This window comes from Microcoleus sp. A006_D1 (assembly GCF_036702805.1).
Lineage (GTDB): Bacteria > Cyanobacteriota > Cyanobacteriia > Cyanobacteriales > Microcoleaceae > Microcoleus.
This window is the reverse complement of the sequence record NZ_JAUBVZ010000004.1, coordinates 240,647-257,378: the sequence shown is the minus strand read 5'-3', so window position 1 is coordinate 257,378 and position 16,732 is coordinate 240,647. Positions and strand designations below refer to the sequence as shown.

Annotated in this window: 22 protein-coding genes; 13 read left to right on the top strand and 9 right to left on the bottom strand. The window is 45.7% G+C overall.

Going from position 1 to position 16,732, the window contains the following annotated elements; translation table 11 throughout:
* Positions 1–285 precede the first annotated feature (285 nt).
* Positions 286–2,295 carry a biosynthetic arginine decarboxylase gene (gene speA / locus QUB68_RS09455; protein WP_332991605.1) on the top strand — a complete coding sequence of 670 codons (2,010 nt, stop codon included), beginning with the start codon at positions 286–288 and terminating at the stop codon, positions 2,293–2,295.
* Positions 2,296–2,393: 98 nt separating this feature from the next.
* Here the strand turns inward: speA and QUB68_RS09450 are convergent, their stop codons facing one another.
* Positions 2,394–3,557, bottom strand: coding sequence for an NDP-sugar synthase (locus QUB68_RS09450; RefSeq protein WP_332991603.1), 1,164 nt, complete (start codon positions 3,555–3,557; stop codon positions 2,394–2,396).
* 26 nt (positions 3,558–3,583) lie between these two features.
* Here QUB68_RS09450 and QUB68_RS09445 point away from each other — a divergent pair, with 26 nt between their 5' ends.
* Positions 3,584–3,757, top strand: a complete 174-nt coding sequence (locus tag QUB68_RS09445; RefSeq protein WP_332991601.1) for a hypothetical protein — start codon at positions 3,584–3,586, stop codon at positions 3,755–3,757.
* Positions 3,758–3,860: 103 nt separating this feature from the next.
* Here QUB68_RS09445 and QUB68_RS09440 read toward each other — a convergent pair whose 3' ends face one another.
* The 6 genes from QUB68_RS09440 to QUB68_RS09415 form a co-directional block, all read right to left on the bottom strand.
* On the bottom strand, positions 3,861–4,673 hold the full coding sequence (locus QUB68_RS09440; RefSeq protein ID WP_332991600.1) for a segregation/condensation protein A: 813 nt from the start codon (positions 4,671–4,673) through the stop codon (positions 3,861–3,863).
* 66 nt (positions 4,674–4,739) lie between these two features.
* Positions 4,740–5,129, bottom strand: a complete 390-nt coding sequence (locus QUB68_RS09435) for a LapA family protein (RefSeq protein WP_332991599.1) — start codon at positions 5,127–5,129, stop codon at positions 4,740–4,742.
* 235 nt (positions 5,130–5,364) lie between these two features.
* Complete coding sequence (locus QUB68_RS09430) at positions 5,365–6,195, bottom strand: DUF3153 domain-containing protein (protein WP_332991597.1); 831 nt, start codon at positions 6,193–6,195, stop codon at positions 5,365–5,367.
* Positions 6,196–6,379: 184 nt separating this feature from the next.
* A complete protein-coding gene (locus tag QUB68_RS09425; protein WP_332991596.1) occupies positions 6,380–7,684 on the bottom strand; it encodes a TldD/PmbA family protein in 1,305 nt (434 codons plus the stop codon).
* A gap of 381 nt (positions 7,685–8,065) precedes the next feature.
* Entirely contained in the window at positions 8,066–8,587 is a 522-nt protein-coding gene (locus QUB68_RS09420; protein WP_332991594.1) for a tetratricopeptide repeat protein, read from the bottom strand.
* A gap of 47 nt (positions 8,588–8,634) precedes the next feature.
* Positions 8,635–8,994: a single-stranded DNA-binding protein gene (locus QUB68_RS09415; RefSeq protein ID WP_332991592.1), complete on the bottom strand. Its 360-nt coding sequence runs from the start codon at positions 8,992–8,994 to the stop codon at positions 8,635–8,637.
* Positions 8,995–9,287: 293 nt separating this feature from the next.
* Here QUB68_RS09415 and QUB68_RS09410 point away from each other — a divergent pair, with 293 nt between their 5' ends.
* The 3 genes from QUB68_RS09410 (at position 9,288) to mreD (ending at position 11,782) form a co-directional block, all read left to right on the top strand.
* Positions 9,288–10,325, top strand: a complete 1,038-nt coding sequence (locus QUB68_RS09410; protein ID WP_332991590.1) for a rod shape-determining protein — start codon at positions 9,288–9,290, stop codon at positions 10,323–10,325.
* Positions 10,326–10,412: 87 nt separating this feature from the next.
* Positions 10,413–11,219, top strand: a complete 807-nt coding sequence (mreC, locus tag QUB68_RS09405; protein ID WP_332991588.1) for a rod shape-determining protein MreC — start codon at positions 10,413–10,415, stop codon at positions 11,217–11,219.
* On the top strand, positions 11,216–11,782 hold the full coding sequence (mreD, locus tag QUB68_RS09400; protein WP_332991586.1) for a rod shape-determining protein MreD: 567 nt from the start codon (positions 11,216–11,218) through the stop codon (positions 11,780–11,782). Before mreC ends, mreD begins: the two co-directional genes overlap by 4 nt.
* 140 nt (positions 11,783–11,922) lie before the next feature.
* On the opposite strand, the gene QUB68_RS09395 is transcribed toward mreD, so the two are convergent.
* The gene (locus QUB68_RS09395) at positions 11,923–12,711 is read right to left on the bottom strand and encodes an HAD family hydrolase (protein WP_332991584.1); all 789 of its coding nucleotides are present in this window, start codon (positions 12,709–12,711) and stop codon (positions 11,923–11,925) included.
* A gap of 74 nt (positions 12,712–12,785) precedes the next feature.
* Positions 12,786–12,917, bottom strand: coding sequence for a hypothetical protein (locus tag QUB68_RS09390; RefSeq protein WP_332991582.1), 132 nt, complete (start codon positions 12,915–12,917; stop codon positions 12,786–12,788).
* A 41-nt stretch (positions 12,918–12,958) separates the two neighbouring features.
* Here QUB68_RS09390 and argB point away from each other — a divergent pair, with 41 nt between their 5' ends.
* From argB to QUB68_RS09350, 8 genes are all read left to right on the top strand, one after another.
* Complete coding sequence (argB, locus tag QUB68_RS09385) at positions 12,959–13,870, top strand: acetylglutamate kinase (RefSeq protein WP_332991580.1); 912 nt, start codon at positions 12,959–12,961, stop codon at positions 13,868–13,870.
* A gap of 70 nt (positions 13,871–13,940) precedes the next feature.
* Positions 13,941–14,108 carry a DUF4926 domain-containing protein gene (locus QUB68_RS09380; RefSeq protein ID WP_332991577.1) on the top strand — a complete coding sequence of 56 codons (168 nt, stop codon included), beginning with the start codon at positions 13,941–13,943 and terminating at the stop codon, positions 14,106–14,108.
* Positions 14,109–14,302: 194 nt separating this feature from the next.
* Complete coding sequence (locus QUB68_RS09375; RefSeq protein ID WP_332991575.1) at positions 14,303–14,557, top strand: type II toxin-antitoxin system ParD family antitoxin; 255 nt, start codon at positions 14,303–14,305, stop codon at positions 14,555–14,557.
* Positions 14,554–14,859, top strand: a complete 306-nt coding sequence (locus tag QUB68_RS09370) for a type II toxin-antitoxin system RelE/ParE family toxin (RefSeq protein WP_332991573.1) — start codon at positions 14,554–14,556, stop codon at positions 14,857–14,859. Before QUB68_RS09375 ends, QUB68_RS09370 begins: the two co-directional genes overlap by 4 nt.
* A gap of 134 nt (positions 14,860–14,993) precedes the next feature.
* Complete coding sequence (locus tag QUB68_RS09365; protein ID WP_332991571.1) at positions 14,994–15,356, top strand: papain fold toxin domain-containing protein; 363 nt, start codon at positions 14,994–14,996, stop codon at positions 15,354–15,356.
* A gap of 18 nt (positions 15,357–15,374) precedes the next feature.
* A complete protein-coding gene (locus QUB68_RS09360; protein WP_332991570.1) occupies positions 15,375–15,749 on the top strand; it encodes a hypothetical protein in 375 nt (124 codons plus the stop codon).
* A 165-nt stretch (positions 15,750–15,914) separates the two neighbouring features.
* Positions 15,915–16,277 carry a papain fold toxin domain-containing protein gene (locus tag QUB68_RS09355; protein ID WP_332991569.1) on the top strand — a complete coding sequence of 121 codons (363 nt, stop codon included), beginning with the start codon at positions 15,915–15,917 and terminating at the stop codon, positions 16,275–16,277.
* A gap of 18 nt (positions 16,278–16,295) precedes the next feature.
* Complete coding sequence (locus QUB68_RS09350) at positions 16,296–16,670, top strand: hypothetical protein (protein ID WP_332991567.1); 375 nt, start codon at positions 16,296–16,298, stop codon at positions 16,668–16,670.
* Positions 16,671–16,732 lie beyond the last annotated feature (62 nt).

The window sequence follows — 16,732 nt, the reverse complement described above, 5'->3', positions numbered from 1 at the left end:
GGGGCCCCCCCCCCCCCCCCCCAACACTCTTGGCGCAGGTAAACTTAGAAACCCAGTTTCCGAGTTCACCTGCATAGGGATACACAGCTTGAAGACATGAGTCCTGGAGATCGATCGCGGTTGAGATTGTAGTTCAATCCCCCAGCTTCATCCATCTGTGGAGTCAAATCTCAAATCTCAAATCGCCCAGCCTTGCACCCAAAGTGAATTTTCAACTGCATCAGGAAACCCGATATGTGCGATAAACTATCTATTTGACCAGTCCTAAAAGAGGTTTCCGATAAGATGAGTTCCCCAGCCACCGCTGCTTCCTCCGATATCGAGCCGCTATCGACTCAGCCACAAACAGTCACGAGTTTGGCTGTATCGCACAGTGCTTTGGTAGCCACTTCTCAACTGCCACAAAAATCTTGGACAATCGAAGATAGCGAGAAACTGTACCGCATTCAAGGTTGGGGCGAACCCTATTTTTCGATCAATGCCGCCGGTCACGTTACAGTATCTCCCAAGGGCGATCGCGGCGGTTCCCTCGACTTGTGCGAACTGGTAGAATCCCTGAAACAGCGAAATTTGGCTTTGCCGCTGCTGATTCGATTCTCTGATATTTTGGAAGATCGGATCGATCGCCTAAATTCCTGTTTTGCCAGAGCGATCGCCCGCTACAATTACAAAAATGTCTATCGCGGTGTCTTTCCAGTCAAATGCAACCAGCACCGACAATTAATTCAAGACTTGGTGCGTTTTGGTAAACCCCATCACTTCGGACTGGAAGCCGGCTCGAAACCAGAATTAATGATCGCTTTGGCGACCTTAAAAACCCCAGGCGCTTTGTTAATTTGCAACGGTTACAAAGACCGCGAATACATCGAAACTGCAATTTTGGCGCAGCGGCTCGGGCAAACTTCCGTGATTGTGCTGGAGCAAATTGAGGAAGTAGAACTCGCCATTGCCGCGAGCAAAGCATTAGGAATTAAGCCGATTTTGGGAGTGCGAGCCAAACTCACTACCAAAGGCGTTGGCCGCTGGGGAGGTTCCACGGGCGATCGGGCAAAATTTGGTCTGACAATTCCAGAAATTATGCGCGCAGTCAGAGAACTTGAAAAAGCTGGAATGCTCGACTGTTTGCAGTTACTGCACTTCCACATCGGCTCTCAAATTTCCTCAATCAGCGTCATCAAAGAAGCCATTCGAGAAGCCAGCCACATCTATGTAGAATTAGCTCAATTGGGAGCTAACATGAACTACTTGGACGTAGGCGGTGGGCTGGGCGTTGACTACGACGGCTCTAAAACCAACTTCCACGCTTCCAAAAACTACAATATGCAAAACTACGCAAACGACGTAGTAGCGGGAGTTAAAGATGCCTGTGACGAGCGGAAACTGCCAGTGCCAATTATCATTAGTGAAAGCGGGCGGGCGATCGCATCTCACCAATCAGTCTTAGTTTTTGACGTACTCGGGACTAGCGATGTCCCCAGAGAAATACCAGAACCTGTAGGCGAAACAGCACACCAAATTCCGCGAAATCTCTACGAAATCTACCAATCTATCACTCCCGAAAATTACCAAGAAGTCTATCACGATGCTATCCAATTCAAGGAAGAAGCAATCAGTTTATTTAACTTAGGCTATTTGGGAATTGCGGAACGGGCAAAAACCGAACAGTTGTACTGGGCTTGCTGCGATAAAATACAGGCGATCGCGCGACAAAAAGACTACGTATCGGACGATTTGGAAGACCTAGAAAAGGTGATGGCATCCATTTATTACATCAACTTATCTGTTTTCCAGTCAGTACCCGACAGTTGGGCAATTAACCAATTGTTCCCAATTATGCCAATTAACCGACTCGACGAAGAACCGACTGAGCGCGGGATTTTAGCCGATCTTACCTGCGACAGCGACGGCAAAATCGACCAATTTATAGATTTGCGAGATGTCAAGTCGGTTTTGGAGCTGCATACTCTCAAACCCGGAGAACCTTACTATTTGGCGCTATTTTTGGGAGGTGCTTATCAGGAAATTATGGGCAACCTTCACAACTTATTCGGCGATGCAAATACAGTTCACATTCAGCTAACGCCTTCTGGCTATCATATCGAACACGTTGTGAAAGGGGACACTATGAAAGAAGTCCTCAGCTACGTACAATACGATGCAGAAAGTTTGGTTGAAAGCATCCGCCGTCAGACAGAAGCAGCTTTGCAGCAAAATAAAATTACTCTTTCCGAGGCACAACTTTTGCTGCAAAATTACGAGCGGAGTCTGGGCCAATATACTTATCTTCAGTCCTAGTAAGTTGGCAGTTGGCAGTTGGCAGTTGGCAGTTGGCAGTTGGCAGTTGGAAGCAATTACCAATTACCAATTACCAATTACCAATTACCAATTACCAATTAGTCAGCATGGCCGAGAATTTCTGCGATCGCCCGCCGCTCTTCTCCCTGTACAGTTGGTAAAACTTGGCGAGCATCAGTAATCAGCCAATCGAGAGCCGCCGCTTGCAAATCGATCGACGCACCAGTTTTATCCACGCAGTAGCGCCCGAACACCAGTTTGTCAACCAACCGCACCTCCGGCCCCAAACGGGAATACTCAAAAATCACGCTGTTTTCGACTGTCGCGCCACTGCAAAGCCAACAATTCGGGCCGATCATTGTCGGGCCGACTATTTTTGCTCCGTCTTCAATAATGGTCATCCCGCCAATGTAAACAGGCCCAGTAATATCAACCTTGTCCCAGTTGACAGCTACATTCAAACCAGCGTAAATGCCGGGACGCACTTGAATTCCCGGAATCGAAACATTTTTAACTTGTCCGAGCAGCACGCTTTGAATTGCCCGCCAATAGTCAGGAACTTTGCCGATATCCACCCACTCAAAGTCCATGCTAATCCCGTAAAAAGGCGCACCTGCTGCTACTAGCGCCGGGAATAATTGGGAACCAATATCGTATTCCTCGCCCGAAGGAATGTAATTGAATATTTCCGGTTCAAAAATGTAAATACCAGTGTTGATGTCGGTACTCAGAGCTTCATCTACAGAAGGTTTTTCTTGAAATGCTTTAATTCTGCCAGACTCGTCAGTAACTACCACACCGTAACTGGGAACCTCATGGCGGGGAACCGATTTCATAATAATAGTAGCGATCGCCCCTTTTTCCCGGTGCCACTTCACAGCAGCAGTCAAGTCCAAGTCAATCAAAGCGTCGCCGCACAGCACCACAAAAGTATCGTCAAAAAACGGCGAGAAGTCCTGAATTCGCCTCATGCCCCCAGCCGAACCGACTGCTTCTCCAATCAGTTCTCCGTCCTCAATTCGCCCTTCAAAAGAATAGGCAATTTGTACCCCAAACTTTTGACCGTCGCGGAAATAGTTTTCAATCACGTCGGCCAAATGGGAAACATTGACCATAATCTGGTCAAATCCATGCTGGCGGAGCAATTCAACCAAAAATTCCATCACAGGCTTTTGCAGGATGGGAATCATCGGTTTGGGTATTGTATGAGTAATGGGACGGATGCGAGTGCCTTTACCTGCCGCCAGAATCATCGCTTTCATTATTAACTTCCTCAACCCTCTGTTAATTGATATCAACTCAACAATTAGATGCTAGCGGTTGCGATCGAATCGATCGATCGCAGCAAAATCCTGACCTGTTTATAGGCGATATCGTACCAGGCTATCAATCATTTAGCCCAATTTACCTGGATTTAAGCAACCAGGAATCAGAAATCATAAATAATCTCAAGTCCGGGTGAATGCAGCTACAATTGCCCTAGATGCCGGTTCGTCCGGCGACCTGTCAAGAGTTCCAGAGACTGGTCAACCCGCCCCGGAAGCCTATCTGATGCACATCCAAGCTCAAAGCGCCCGGATTTTGAGGTCTTGGTAGAATTCCTCTTGAAGCAACTCTACTTTAGACTGAGCCGATAGCAGCAACAACGCCCAAAAAACACCCACGCGGTCATGATGCGGCAAATGAACTTCCTCAGTCGATAGCGGGGTTTCTGGGTGAACAGAGGGGTGCAAACCGTTGTGATGCCAGAGTTCCAGCAATTTGTCCAAGTCAAGCCAACCCTCGTCAATTTCCTGACCCCGTTCTGCCAGAAATCGCTCCAGTTGGCTAGCAGTTTCCACCAAATTTTCTTGGTGAGCTAGCTCAAAGATAGCCTGGGCTGCTTGCGATCGCATTTTTGAACTCGGGCGGCGGCGGGGAGCAACTGTCTGCTCCATGGCTGCTTTCATGAGTTGCAACTGATCGATCAGCTCTGGGAGAGTCACGGGACGTTTTTGCGGTAGTTGAGCGACACCGCGGCGGCGCAATTGCCGCTCCAGATGCTGCGGCAAATGTCGCCCTCCCGAGTGTTCTGCGTCTTCGAGCGCGGCCTCGTCCGATTCTGGATTCGCCGGGGGTTCAGAGAGGACGATACTTTCTGCTTTGAGCAAAACCAGCATGGAAGCGTACAAAAACGCTTGGCCGGAGTGGGACAAATCGGAGAAATCCGTACTCTGATCGGCATCGCAGGCGTTGGTAAGCTTGCTCAAACAGCGATCGAACACTTCAATGACTTTAACGTCCCAAGGATCGATTTCTCCCCGTTCTGCTAAGTCAATTAAAATTGCGATCCCCTCAGAAATCGTTTCTAAACCATCTTGGTCTCGGGAAACAGCCATTCGATTTTAGATTTTAGATTTTAGATTTTAGATTTTTTCTCCCTCAGAAAGAGAGAGCCTCTCAATTTAATTAGTGGTTACTTCAGCAGTTTTTGTTTCAGCCACTGCTGTTTTTAGACTTGTCACTTCTGCACTTTCTAGCAAAGGTTGTTTCGCATCTACTTCTGCTTTATAGCGTTCGATATCTTGTTGTAACTCCTGAATTTGCTGCTCTTTTTCGCGAACTTGGCGCGCCTCTTGGCGGGAAGTGAGCATTCGCTGCATTCTCGACCACAGACTGAACAGCCACGCTAGAATTGCTCCAAATCCAGTTGCTATAATTAGTTCTACCGACAGTGGAGCTTTCACTTGAAAGCCTTTGATAATTTGAACGGTAGTCGGTTCTGTATTCTCAATGCTGAACAAAACTAGAGCCAAGCAAATCAGAAAGATGAAGAAGAAGTTTAATACTCGCATTTTCTCTGTTCCTAATTCTCAATTCCGGTTAAGCAAATTGTTTGCTATTTGTCAACTATTTTTTATCAGATGCTGCCAGTTTTTTTGATAAGATCAAATCTGGTCAATTAATCCTTGTATCCGGCGACTCAATTGATAAAAAAGGCGATCGCACTTTGAATCGCACTTTAAGAAATTGCAGTTGTACAACCAAATCTTGAGCCATCCAACTGCGACATCCAATCCTTTGAATGCTCTAGGTTTGGCCGATGTTTTGCGGTTTATTCCCAATTCCGAGTGCTGGCAATATTTGATATTTCAAAGCAATGCCCGCCGCCACAAATAAGGCAATAATCAGCGCCCCAATGCCTACGGGACTGGGAATCCAGAATGTCGCCTCCAAATAGTTAACTTCTCCGGGTTTCAGCTTCCAAACTAACTGCTTTCCCTGTTCGTAAATTTCGGGAACCAGCGTACCGGGGACAGTATTTTCAATACTTTTGGCGCCCCAAGGCGTGTTCAAGCTAAAGTCTAGCTCCAAAAGTGCCCCTGGACTCAGTAGCAGACTGCCGTTTGAGGAAAGCAGAGAAAGCGATCGCAAATCCAATTCCAAACTTAACCGATTTCGCAGCACCAATAACAAATTATTCTGCTTGACTCTCAGGTGAGATTCAAACTTGGGCAAATCGGTTTCTAGCGGACTTGCGGCCCGAGATTTTGCGGTTGGTGCGATCGTCGGATTGTAAAATTCGTTAAACTTGTCTTCTAACTCGGCGCCATTATTGAAAGGAATTGTCACTACAACTTCTCTCTCGGAAAGCCGTTTAGTTTTTCCATCCAGCAATCTCACCCGACTTTCTACGCTTTTCAACCAATCTGCAACAGTGTCGCTGCTGAAGCTGGTCAACCTTTCCCCCAGTTTAATGTGCTGCACGATTGCGCCGCGAGTTTGGCTGTCAAAGTTGACTCCGACATCGTACTGAACGCATCCAGTAACTAGAGTTAAAAGGCAAAAAACAAAAGGTAAAAGAAAGAAAAAGTTTTTTTTCCTCTTCCCAGTTCCATCCTTGACATTTTGCTCTTTCATTGTACCTTTTCCCTATTTTTTCCTATTTGCATGAATTAGCAAAGCCAGGTTTGTAGTGAGGACTTCAGTCCTTCTTGACTCAACTAGGATAAGAGGACTAAAGTCCTCACTACAAACCAAGACGTGAGTGTTAACATTTTGATAGCAGCAGTGTCGGAGTCACCTGAAATTAACCGCACTCAACTTATTGCCTCGAAGCTACACCCAACTGTTGAAACAGCATACTCGGCAAATATGCCGCACCGCCTACCCATTCGGCTTCGCTGCTTAAATCTGCCAAATTTTTAAAGGCTTCAAAAATGCTGCCTGCCACCATTGTATTCTTGACGCGACCGACAATTTTGCCTTTTTCTACTTTATAGCCTAAGTCTAAATTGACAGAAAATTCGCCAGCTAACTGATTGGATTGACCGGCACCTAAAACTTGCTCTACTATGAGACCTTCGTCCATGCTAGCAATCAAGTCTTGAGTGCTGGTATTTCCTGGGGAAATGCAGAAGTTAGTCAAATCTGGGCCTGGGCGAGACAATCCGCCACGAAAACCGTTGCCGGTTGATTGTACACCGGCGCGGGCGGCCCATCTACGATCCCAATAAAATCCGGTAACAGTTCCTTTGTCAATCAAGGTTTTGCGGGTGGTTGGTGTACCTTCGTCGTCAAAGGGACAAGCGGAAGGGCCCAAAGTTGGGTCTTCAAAAAATGTGAAGCGTTCGTCAAATAAGGTTTCGCCGATTTTGTCGGCTAGGGGAGAGGCTTTTTGGACTACTGTTTGACCTGACAGGATGGTATCAAACAAACTTCCTAATGTGCTGGCGGCGGCTCTGGGGGTAAATAATACTGGGTAGGAACCGCTGGTGATGCTGGCTGGATGTTCGGCGAGGCGGTATTTTTCGAGGAGTGATTGCAGGATGCTGTTGGTGTCGAGGGGGCGATCGCGCGCAACATCATAACTGTATGCTTGCATAAAGTCTTCTCCCTTGACCAAATTGCCTGCGATCGTCCCGCTGACTATTTGGCTGCACCTTTCGGCATACACGTCTCGCGTCGTGGCAATTTTTACGCGGCCGTTGCGGACGTGAAAGCCGACATCTACCATAATATCGGGATTGTAGGCGTGGACTTGCTCGATCAGGTTTTTGCCGTTTTCGACTAATTCTTGGGTTGTGGGCGGAGTGTAGGTGGTTTCCGGGCCTTTGAGGTGGAAGTCGGAGGCGAGTTCAAATTCTGCGGGATCGCCGATTTCGGCTGTTTGAATCGCTGCATCTACTAAGTCGTCTATGCGGCTTAAATCTGTGGAACTAGCAAAGCCGATTTTGCCTTTGTAAATCAGCCGGAGTGCTACGCCTTGCAGTGCTTTGGTTTGCAGGGATTTGAGGCGATTGTTCTCAAATTCGATCGGGGTGTCTTGACTCGACAGATAGTATACTTCAGCAGCATCAGCTCGCTGACTTGCCAATTTCAAAATCTGCTCTATGGTTGAATCGCTCACAATAATAATCACCTTTCAGGTTGGTCTTTTTTTTATTTTAGCTTTCTTCGCCGGCGGCCTGACGATTTGAGATTTGAGATTTGAGATTTTAGATTGATTGATTGCATAAATATTTGATTAATCAGTAAACCGCAGATACAAGGCAGATGCAACGCAGATTAACGGAGATAATTTCAAGATAATTTGTGAATGAATGCAATCTTGTCTATTCTTGCTTCTATCCTAGATAACTAAAAACTTCTTCCACCATCCGTTACATCCGTTAAATCCGTTACATAATCCGTTGCCGAACTTCCTTCTCTCGCGACGATAACTAAAAACTTTTTCTTCCACCCGTCCGTTACATCCGTGGAGCGACTTCGTTGCCGAACTTCTTTCTACTTAACTCAGCCAAGCTAAGCCTGCTAAAGTAAGAAATATCGCCATTAAGGCCACCCATACAAATTGATTGCCTTTGGTATTTACCTGACTTAAATCTACAGGTTCCTCTACGACGGGCTTTGGTTTAGCGTACTTGATATCAGCGTTGGGATTGGCTTGAAAACTGATTGATTTATTTTCATCTAAAGCTGCTAAATCGGGGATTTTTACCGTCCATTCATCAGGGATACTGAGTTTGGGGGCTTCGAGAATGAACAGCAAGCGCTTGGCTTGCTGGCGGGTTTCTTGGCGGGGATGGTGGGTGAGTTTGCGGCAAAGCTCGATCGCCCTTTCGGTATCGCCAGAGGCTTCGTAGGCTGTCACCAACCACATCTGCACCTCGCCGCCTAACCTGGAAGTGCGATCGACCAAACCGGTAGCTGTTTCTAAACTCTGGATAGCTTGAGCATACAGGCCGCTCTCAAAAGCTACTCGGCCCGCTTGATACTCAGTTTGAACTATTTCTAACTTTTCTGAAGTCACCAGCCCCCACCCAATTCACAAATATTAGTTCCCCAATTCCCCAAAAGCTAGAATTCGCTGCTGTTTTGCGACATACCGGATTCATTGTCACGCTTGGAACCCAGCAAGTCTAAGTGGTCTACTCTAATTACTGGCTTCGAGCGATTTGTTCCCGTATTGCGGTCTTGCCAGCGATCGAACTTCAAAGAGCCTGTTACTCCAATTAGAGAGCCTTTACGAACGTAGTCAGCAGCGACTTGCGCTGTTTTGCCCCAGATTTCCAGATTAAACCAGTCTGGCTGATCGCTGTTCTTGGTTCTGCGGTTGACTGCCAGCGTCAAATTACACACAACTTTACCCGACTCAAAATACTTCACGTCCGGGTCGCCGCCGACGCGGCCTACTAAAGTCACAACATTAAGACTCATAAACTTTTTCGGGAATGTGCTCGATTGGTGATGTAGTTAAACTCTCCCAGACGCGCGATCGCCTCCAAACTTAACTTGGAACAGCGCGAATCAGGGCTTCATCCTGATTTTACACCCACTTACCAGAACATATTGATTGTGGATGATTGGCGAGTCGGCGTTCAACTTATGCTCGACAATGTACAGTTCTGACTAGACTCAGGATGAAAAACGTAATAGAATCCACCTCGGTTACACTTTTGTAACAACATTATTGCACACAATACTATTTTAGTTTGGGGGGGTACAAATCAGTGGGTCTTCTCAATCGATTTTCCAGAGATATGGGTATCGACCTCGGTACTGCTAACACGCTCGTTTATGTATCCGGCAAAGGTATTGTTCTGCAAGAACCGTCCGTAGTGGCGATCGACCAAGACTTAAAAATACCGCTGGCTGTCGGAGAAGATGCTAAAAAAATGCTCGGGCGCACGCCAGGGAATGTCATAGCATTGCGCCCGCTTCGCGACGGGGTAATCGCCGACTTCGATACAGCCGAACTCATGCTCAAGACTTTTATCCGCAGGGTTCACGAAGGCCGAAGCTTAGTTTCGCCGCGGATTATTATTGGCATCCCCAGCGGTGTCACCGGAGTGGAGAGGCGGGCTGTCATTGAGGCGGCTACTCAGGCCGGTGCTAGAGAAGTGCGGTTAATTGATGAACCTATCGCTGCGGCGATCGGGGCTGGATTGCCTGTGGCTGAGGCAACTGGCAATATGATTATAGATATCGGTGGGGGTACGACGGAAGTTGCGGTTTTGAGTTTGCAAGGTACGGTGATCAGTGAGTCAGTCCGGGTGGCCGGTGATGAACTCAATGAGGCGATCGTCCAATACATGAAAAAAGTTCACAATTTGGTCATCGGCGAACGCACTGCTGAAGAAATTAAGATTCAGGTGGGTTCTGCATATCCAACCCCAGAAGATGACGATGTGATCATGGAAGTGCGCGGCTTGCACTTGCTCTCCGGTTTACCGCGAACTGTGACGATCAAAGGCCCAGAAATTCGCGAAAGTATGTCGGAACCGCTTTCAGTAATCGTGGAAGCTGTCAAGCGTACTTTGGAACGCACTCCCCCGGAATTAGCAGCAGATATTATTGACAGGGGAATTATGCTGGCCGGCGGCGGGGCGCTGATGAAAGGTTTAGATACTCTGATCAGTCACGAAACAGGAATTGTCACTCACGTGGCAGCCGATCCGCTGTGCTGCGTGGTTTTGGGAACTGGTAGGGTATTGGAAAACAAACAGTTGGAACGGGTTTTCAGCGGGCAGTCGTCGCGCAATATGTAGTTAACAAACTTGGGATTTTGGATTTAGAAATAGGTCTGCCATCTAAAATCTAAAATCCTGACATAACAATTTTACATTACTGAAATTATGCTAAAAAACACACTCCGCAGGTGGTGGGATCTGCGTCTGCCAATTGCTCTTTTAGGTTTAGCTGTAACTGCGGCTTGGGGAGTTAGACAAACACAAGGTGCTGCACTGTTTGAAGTTTACAATTGGGTAACTCGTCCGTTTCAAGCCAACGGCTCTGGACAAGAGCAACTCATCTCGGCGCGTACTCAAGAATTGCAAGCGCAGCTATTAGAATCAGAGACTCAAAATCAGAAGCTAAAAGAGCTTTTAGGTTACGTTTCTGCTAAGAAACCTAAAGGGACTGTCGCTCCAATTGTCGGTCGCAGCGCTGACCATTGGTGGCAGCAAGTAACCTTGGGGCGCGGTAGTAATGATGGCATCAAAACAGATTTTACTGTGATGGGCCCCGGTGGTTTGATAGGTCGGGTTGTCAGTGTTACTCCTAATACTAGCTTGGTGCTGTTAGCCAGCGATCCTACAAGTCAATTGGGTGTGGGAATTACTCGCAGTCGCAACATGGGTTTTATGCGCGGTAAAGGCGGTAATCAGGCTGTGATGGAGTTCTTTGATAATGTTCCCAATGTCAAGCCTGGGGATGTGGTTTCAACTTCTTCTTTTAGTCAGTTGTTCCCTGCTGGTTTGCCGGTGGGAAAAGTGGTTTCGGTGGATATGAATAAAACTCCGGCTCCTGAAGCTATTGTTGAGTTTTCTGCACCAATGAATTCTCTGGAGTGGGCCGTGGTTTACCCTCACGATAAGCAAGCGGAACTCAAGGCTGCGCCGGGTGAATCTCCTGCACCTTCGGGGGGAGCAAAGCAGCAATGAAGCGTTTATCTCGGTTGTCTTCGCGATCGCGCCAATTTCTCAACTTCAGCGTTACATTTGTTTCTGTGCTGCTGTGCATACTGATATTGCCCACTCGGTTCCCTGGAATGGAATTGTTGGGAATTGGCCCGAACTGGCTGTTAATTTGGTTGGTAGCTTGGAGTATTAAGCGGAAACGCACAGTTTGGGGAGCTGCTAGCATGGGCTTGGCTTTGGGGTTTCTTCAAGATGCGATGACTGCTCCTCATCCCACCCACGCTGTGAGTCTAGTTGTTGTAGGAGTCTTAACAGTTGTTTTGCTGAAAACCTGGTCGATTCCGGCTGATATTGTTGAGAGAGATCCGATTCCGATCGCGTTAATTGTGTTTGGGATGGCGGTGGTAGCGGAAACGGTGATGGGGCTGCAATTTTTGGCTATGGGCGATCGGGCTTTACTGGAAATTTGGAGCGATCACCAGCGAGTGGCTTTGTGTTCTGCTATTCTCAGCAGTCTGTGGGCTCCGGTGATTTATTTTCCCCTCAATCGCTTGTGGGAAATGACCAGGAATTTAGAAAAATCTTAGTCATTAGTCATTAGTTAACTGTTGACTGTTAACTGTTGACTGTTGACTGTATAGAGGTTCTCAAAAAAGTGAGGTATACGGGCGATGCCCCATGCCCCATGCCCCATGCCCTATGCCCTATGCCCAATGCCCTATAGTCATTATAATATTACTTGTTGCCCCAAACCTAATAAGTGATGAACGGCAATAATTAAGTCGCTGAGAATGAAATTAGGCTGGTGCTTTTGCAGTTGATGGCGGCTGCGAATGCCGCAGGTAACGGCAATTGTGGGTATTCCCAATGCTTGTCCTGCGAGAATATCTGCTTCGGTATCTCCGATCATCCAAGCCGAACCCAAGGATGACTCAAATTCTTCTGCAACTTCAGCCAACAATTCGGTTTTTAAGGCTGTATAGTTGTGATAGGCGGCATCCGGCATCTGAGTGCCGCGAATGCTAGTAAACAGTCTGGCTAAACCGTAATTTTGCAATAGTTGAACGGCTTGATTTCTCGGCCGCAGGGTGACTAAAATCAGCCGCACGCCACGAGAGTGCAAAAGTGCGATCGCCCATTGCACTCCCGGCTGGATGCGATCTAAGTGCAATAAGTCTGGCTGATTGACAATCCGACTCACGCATCCCAGAAAAACGTGAATTTCTTCTCCCCACAAGCCGGAACTTTTGGCTATTTCAGCATCGGGCACTCGGTTTTGTTTCATTTGCCAAAACTGCTGTTTGCTGAGGATTTGGAGGTTGAGGTTGATTCCTCGGCTGCGGTAGACTGCTTGAGTGTCGGCTAATCCCTGTTGATAGGTGGCGTAGTAGCGATCGGACACATCGACGATCGGCCCGTCTAAATCGCAAAATACCGTCATCCGGGGGGACGAGTCAGCTTCTGATGGTAGCTTGTACTGAGAGTTTTGGGAGTCCGGGGCGACAGCAGTTAACATATAACGTTAAGTAAATCAAGGGAGCCATACATTTCTTGACTTTAGCAAGATTCTATAAGCTATAATACAAAATTTTAAGTCAAATTATTAAAAAAACCTATTAAGATTTTGAGGATTGGTGTGAATAAGGGCGATCGATCGAGCAAAGTGTTCATAAAATCAAGGAAAAAGTGATTTTTGTAGCTGTTGATATGTGCTTTAGCCATTAAAGTTTAGAATTAACTTTTTAGTCTTTTGTAATCTACCCATGCTCAAACAAAGCGATTTTGTTAGGAATCCAGACACTAATCGAGTAGAGGTGCTGTCCGAAGCACTGCCTTACATCCAACACTTTGCCGGCCGCACGATTGTGGTCAAATATGGCGGTGCGGCGATGAAAGATAGCACTCTCAAAGACAAAGTAGTTCGGGATATTGTACTGCTAGCTTGCGTGGGGATGCGTCCGGTTGTGGTTCACGGCGGCGGCCCAGAAATTAATATTTGGCTGGAAAAATTAGGAATTGAGCCACAATTCAAGGATGGTTTGAGAGTGACTGATGCCGCGACGATGGAAGTCGTAGAAATGGTTTTGGTGGGCAAAGTAAATAAGGAAATTGTTTCGTTAATCAACCAAGCTGGCGGCAAAGCAGTAGGATTGTGCGGCAAGGATGCGAATCTAATTCAAGCTCGTCCAGATGGCCGGGAAGGAATTGGGTTTGTTGGTGAAGTTAGCGGCGTAAAAATCCAGATTTTGGAGTCTTTAGTAAACAGCGGTTATATTCCGGTGGTGTCGAGCGTGGCGGCGGATGAACACGGTCAATCTTACAACATTAATGCTGACACGGTGGCCGGGGAAATAGCGGCTGGTTTGGGAGCGGAAAAGTTGATTTTGATGACTGATACTGCGGGAATTTTGGAGGATTATCACAAGCCGGAGAGTCTGATTGCTAAATTGGATATTCAGGAAGCGAGAGAGTTGGTTGAGTCGGGAGTTGTGTCTGGGGGGATGATTCCGAAGGTTAATTGTTGCGTGCGGAGTTTGGCTCAGGGTGTGAAGGGCGCTCACATTATTGATGGGCGAATTCCCCATGCTTTGCTGCAAGAAATCTTTACGGATGCGGGGATTGGATCGATGATTGTTGCTTCTGAGTTTAGCGGGGCAAAGTTAAGGCATAAGTAGGGCTTAACTTTTAGCTTGGGGCGGGTAAGTGAAGGATAAATCCTTGTTTTACCCGTCCTGAGAATCGCTTTTGAGTTTGCCAGTAGGACTTGTAGGAACTATTGTTGAAGTGTATGATACGGGCAATAAATGTCAGTATTTAGTGGAGTTTGCTGATAGTCAAGGGATTGAATATGCTATGGCTATTTTGAAAGCAGATGAAATTTTAGTTCTGCAATATGAACTCGCATTTGCTTAGTAATGTGAGGGGAATAGAAGTTACATAAAGGCGATTCCCTACGGGATAGCTACAGCGCGTACTTTTGGAAGGAAAGGGATATCGCCCGCGTGAGATTTAGGATGGGATAGGGGCGATCGCGATTAAGCCGATCGCTTTTTCAGCAAGCTTTGAGCCTAAGTTATAATAAAGATCCTTTGATAAGGAGCAATTAGATGAATATTGTCCTAAAACCAGAATATGAAGAGTTTATTCAAGCGCAAATGCAAAGCGGGAAATATGGCAGTGTTGAAGAAATTATTGGAGAAGCGATCGCGCTTTTGAGAGAACGAAAACGACAGATCGAAGAACTGCGCGAGAAAATAGCAGTGGGAACTACACAAATTGCTAAGGGACAAGTGACTGATGGGGAACTTGTTTTTGCCAGACTGCAAGAAAAGATCGATCGCATAGAACAGTCAGAGGTATGAACAGTTACACATTTTCTGATGAAGCTGTGCGAGACTTGAATGAGATTTGTGACTACATTGCTCGAAATAGTTCTAAGGCTGCCAGCGAGCTTTTTGATGCCATCCGTCAAAAATGTAAACTTGTGGCAGAATTTCCCAATATGGGCAAACGTTATGAGATATTTGACCCCAATTTGCGCGGATTTATTGTTAGGGATTACTTAATTTTTTACTACCCCAGATCGGACGGGATTGATATTGCTCGCGTGGTGCGTGGCGATCGAGATTTGGTATTATTGTTTTCAGAGTTAGGGGAAGATTAATCGGCGTTGGATGGATCTGAATGGCGATCGCGCTTTTGGAATGAAAGGGATCTCGCTCGCGTGAGATTTAGGATGGGATAGGGGCGATCGCGCTGAATTTATTATAATATGAAATGACTTAAATATTATCTTTTATGAGCGATGAATTGCGAGAAAAAATTTCAGAGATAGCTAGTAAATTTAAGCTGTTTGAATGTAATACTTGTGCTTTAAGTATCCAAGAATTTTTAATTGAAAGGGGCATTTCCGCAAAAAAGGTAAAAATTTACACTGGCAGTGCCAAGGGAAAGTATGGTAATATTTATCATGATGACCTCGGACAAAATATTGCTACGAATGGAAGGCATGAAGCGATTTCAGTTAAAATTAATGGCGAGGAATTAATTTTTGATAATATCCACAATCAAGGAATTTCTAAACAAGAGTGGTTGGGAAAGTTTTATTGTTTGGCGATCGAGTTGGGCGGTGAATTTGAGATTGCGGAAATTGAATTTTAGCTAAAAGGAAATAAAAGGATGTTAGATTTGTATGATTTGCTAGGGAAAATCAAGAAAAGATCGTCTTTATACTTGGGGAATCGATCGCTTAGTCATCTTCATGTTTTTTTGGACGGTTATACCTTTGCCCGCCGTCAACTTGGCATCCCTCTCACAGAAGAAGAAAAAAAGTTTGAGGATTTTCAAGAATGGATAGAGATTCGATTTAACCAAGCAGATACTCAATCTTGGAGTCGGATTATTCTTTTCTATTCTGAGGATGAAGCAGATGCACTGAAACGTTTCTTTGATTTGTTTGAAGAATTTGTGAGTTGTGAAAAGTTGCCACAAGATGATGCAACAATAAATTACGAAATGCCGGATGAGTTGAGTGTTGTAGCTGGAAATATTTGAGTTTGATATTGATAGGGATGGGATAGGGGCGATCGCGCTTTTGGAATGAAAGGGCGATCGCCCGCGTGAGATTATAGGATGGGAGACGGGCGAGATCACTTTTGGAAGCAAAGGGCGATCGTACTGAATTTATTATAATATGAAATGGCTTAAACATTATCTTTTATGAGCGATGAATTGCGACAACAAATTTCAGAGATAGCTAATAAATTTAAGCTGTTTGAATGTAATGCTTGTGCTTTAAGTATCCAAGAGTTTTTAATTCAAAGGGGCATTTCTGGAAAAAAAGTAAAAATTTACACTGGCAGTGCCAAGGGAAAATATGGTAATATTTACCATGACGACCTCGGACAGAATATTGCTACAAATGGACGGCATGAAGGGATTGCAGTTCAAATAGATGGGGAGGAATTAATTTTTGATAATATCCATAATGAAGGAATTCCTAAACAAGAGTGGTTGGGAAAATTTTATTGTTTGGCGATCGAGTTGGGCGGTCAATTTGAAATTGCGGAAATTGAATTTTAGCTGAAAGGAAATAAAAGGATGTTAGATTTGTATGATTTGCTAGGGAAAATCAAGAAAAGATCGTCTTTGTACTTAGGGAAGCAATCGCTTAGCCATCTCCATGTTTTCTTAGATGGCTATACTTTTGGCCGCCGTCAACTTGGCATCCCTCTCACAGAAGAAGAAAAAAAGTTTGAGGATTTTCAAGAATGGATAGAGATTCGATTTAACCAAGCAGATACTCAATCTTGGAGTCGGATTATTCTTTTCTATTCTGAGGATGAAGCAGATGCACTGAAACGTTTCTTTGATTTGTTTGAAGAATTTGTGAGTTGTGAAAAGTTGCCACAAGATGATGCAACAATAAATTACGAAATGCCGGATGAGTTGAGTGTTGTAGCTGGAAATATTTGAGTTTGATATTGATAGGGATGGGAAAGAGCGATCGCACTTTTGGAATGAAAGGACGATCGCCC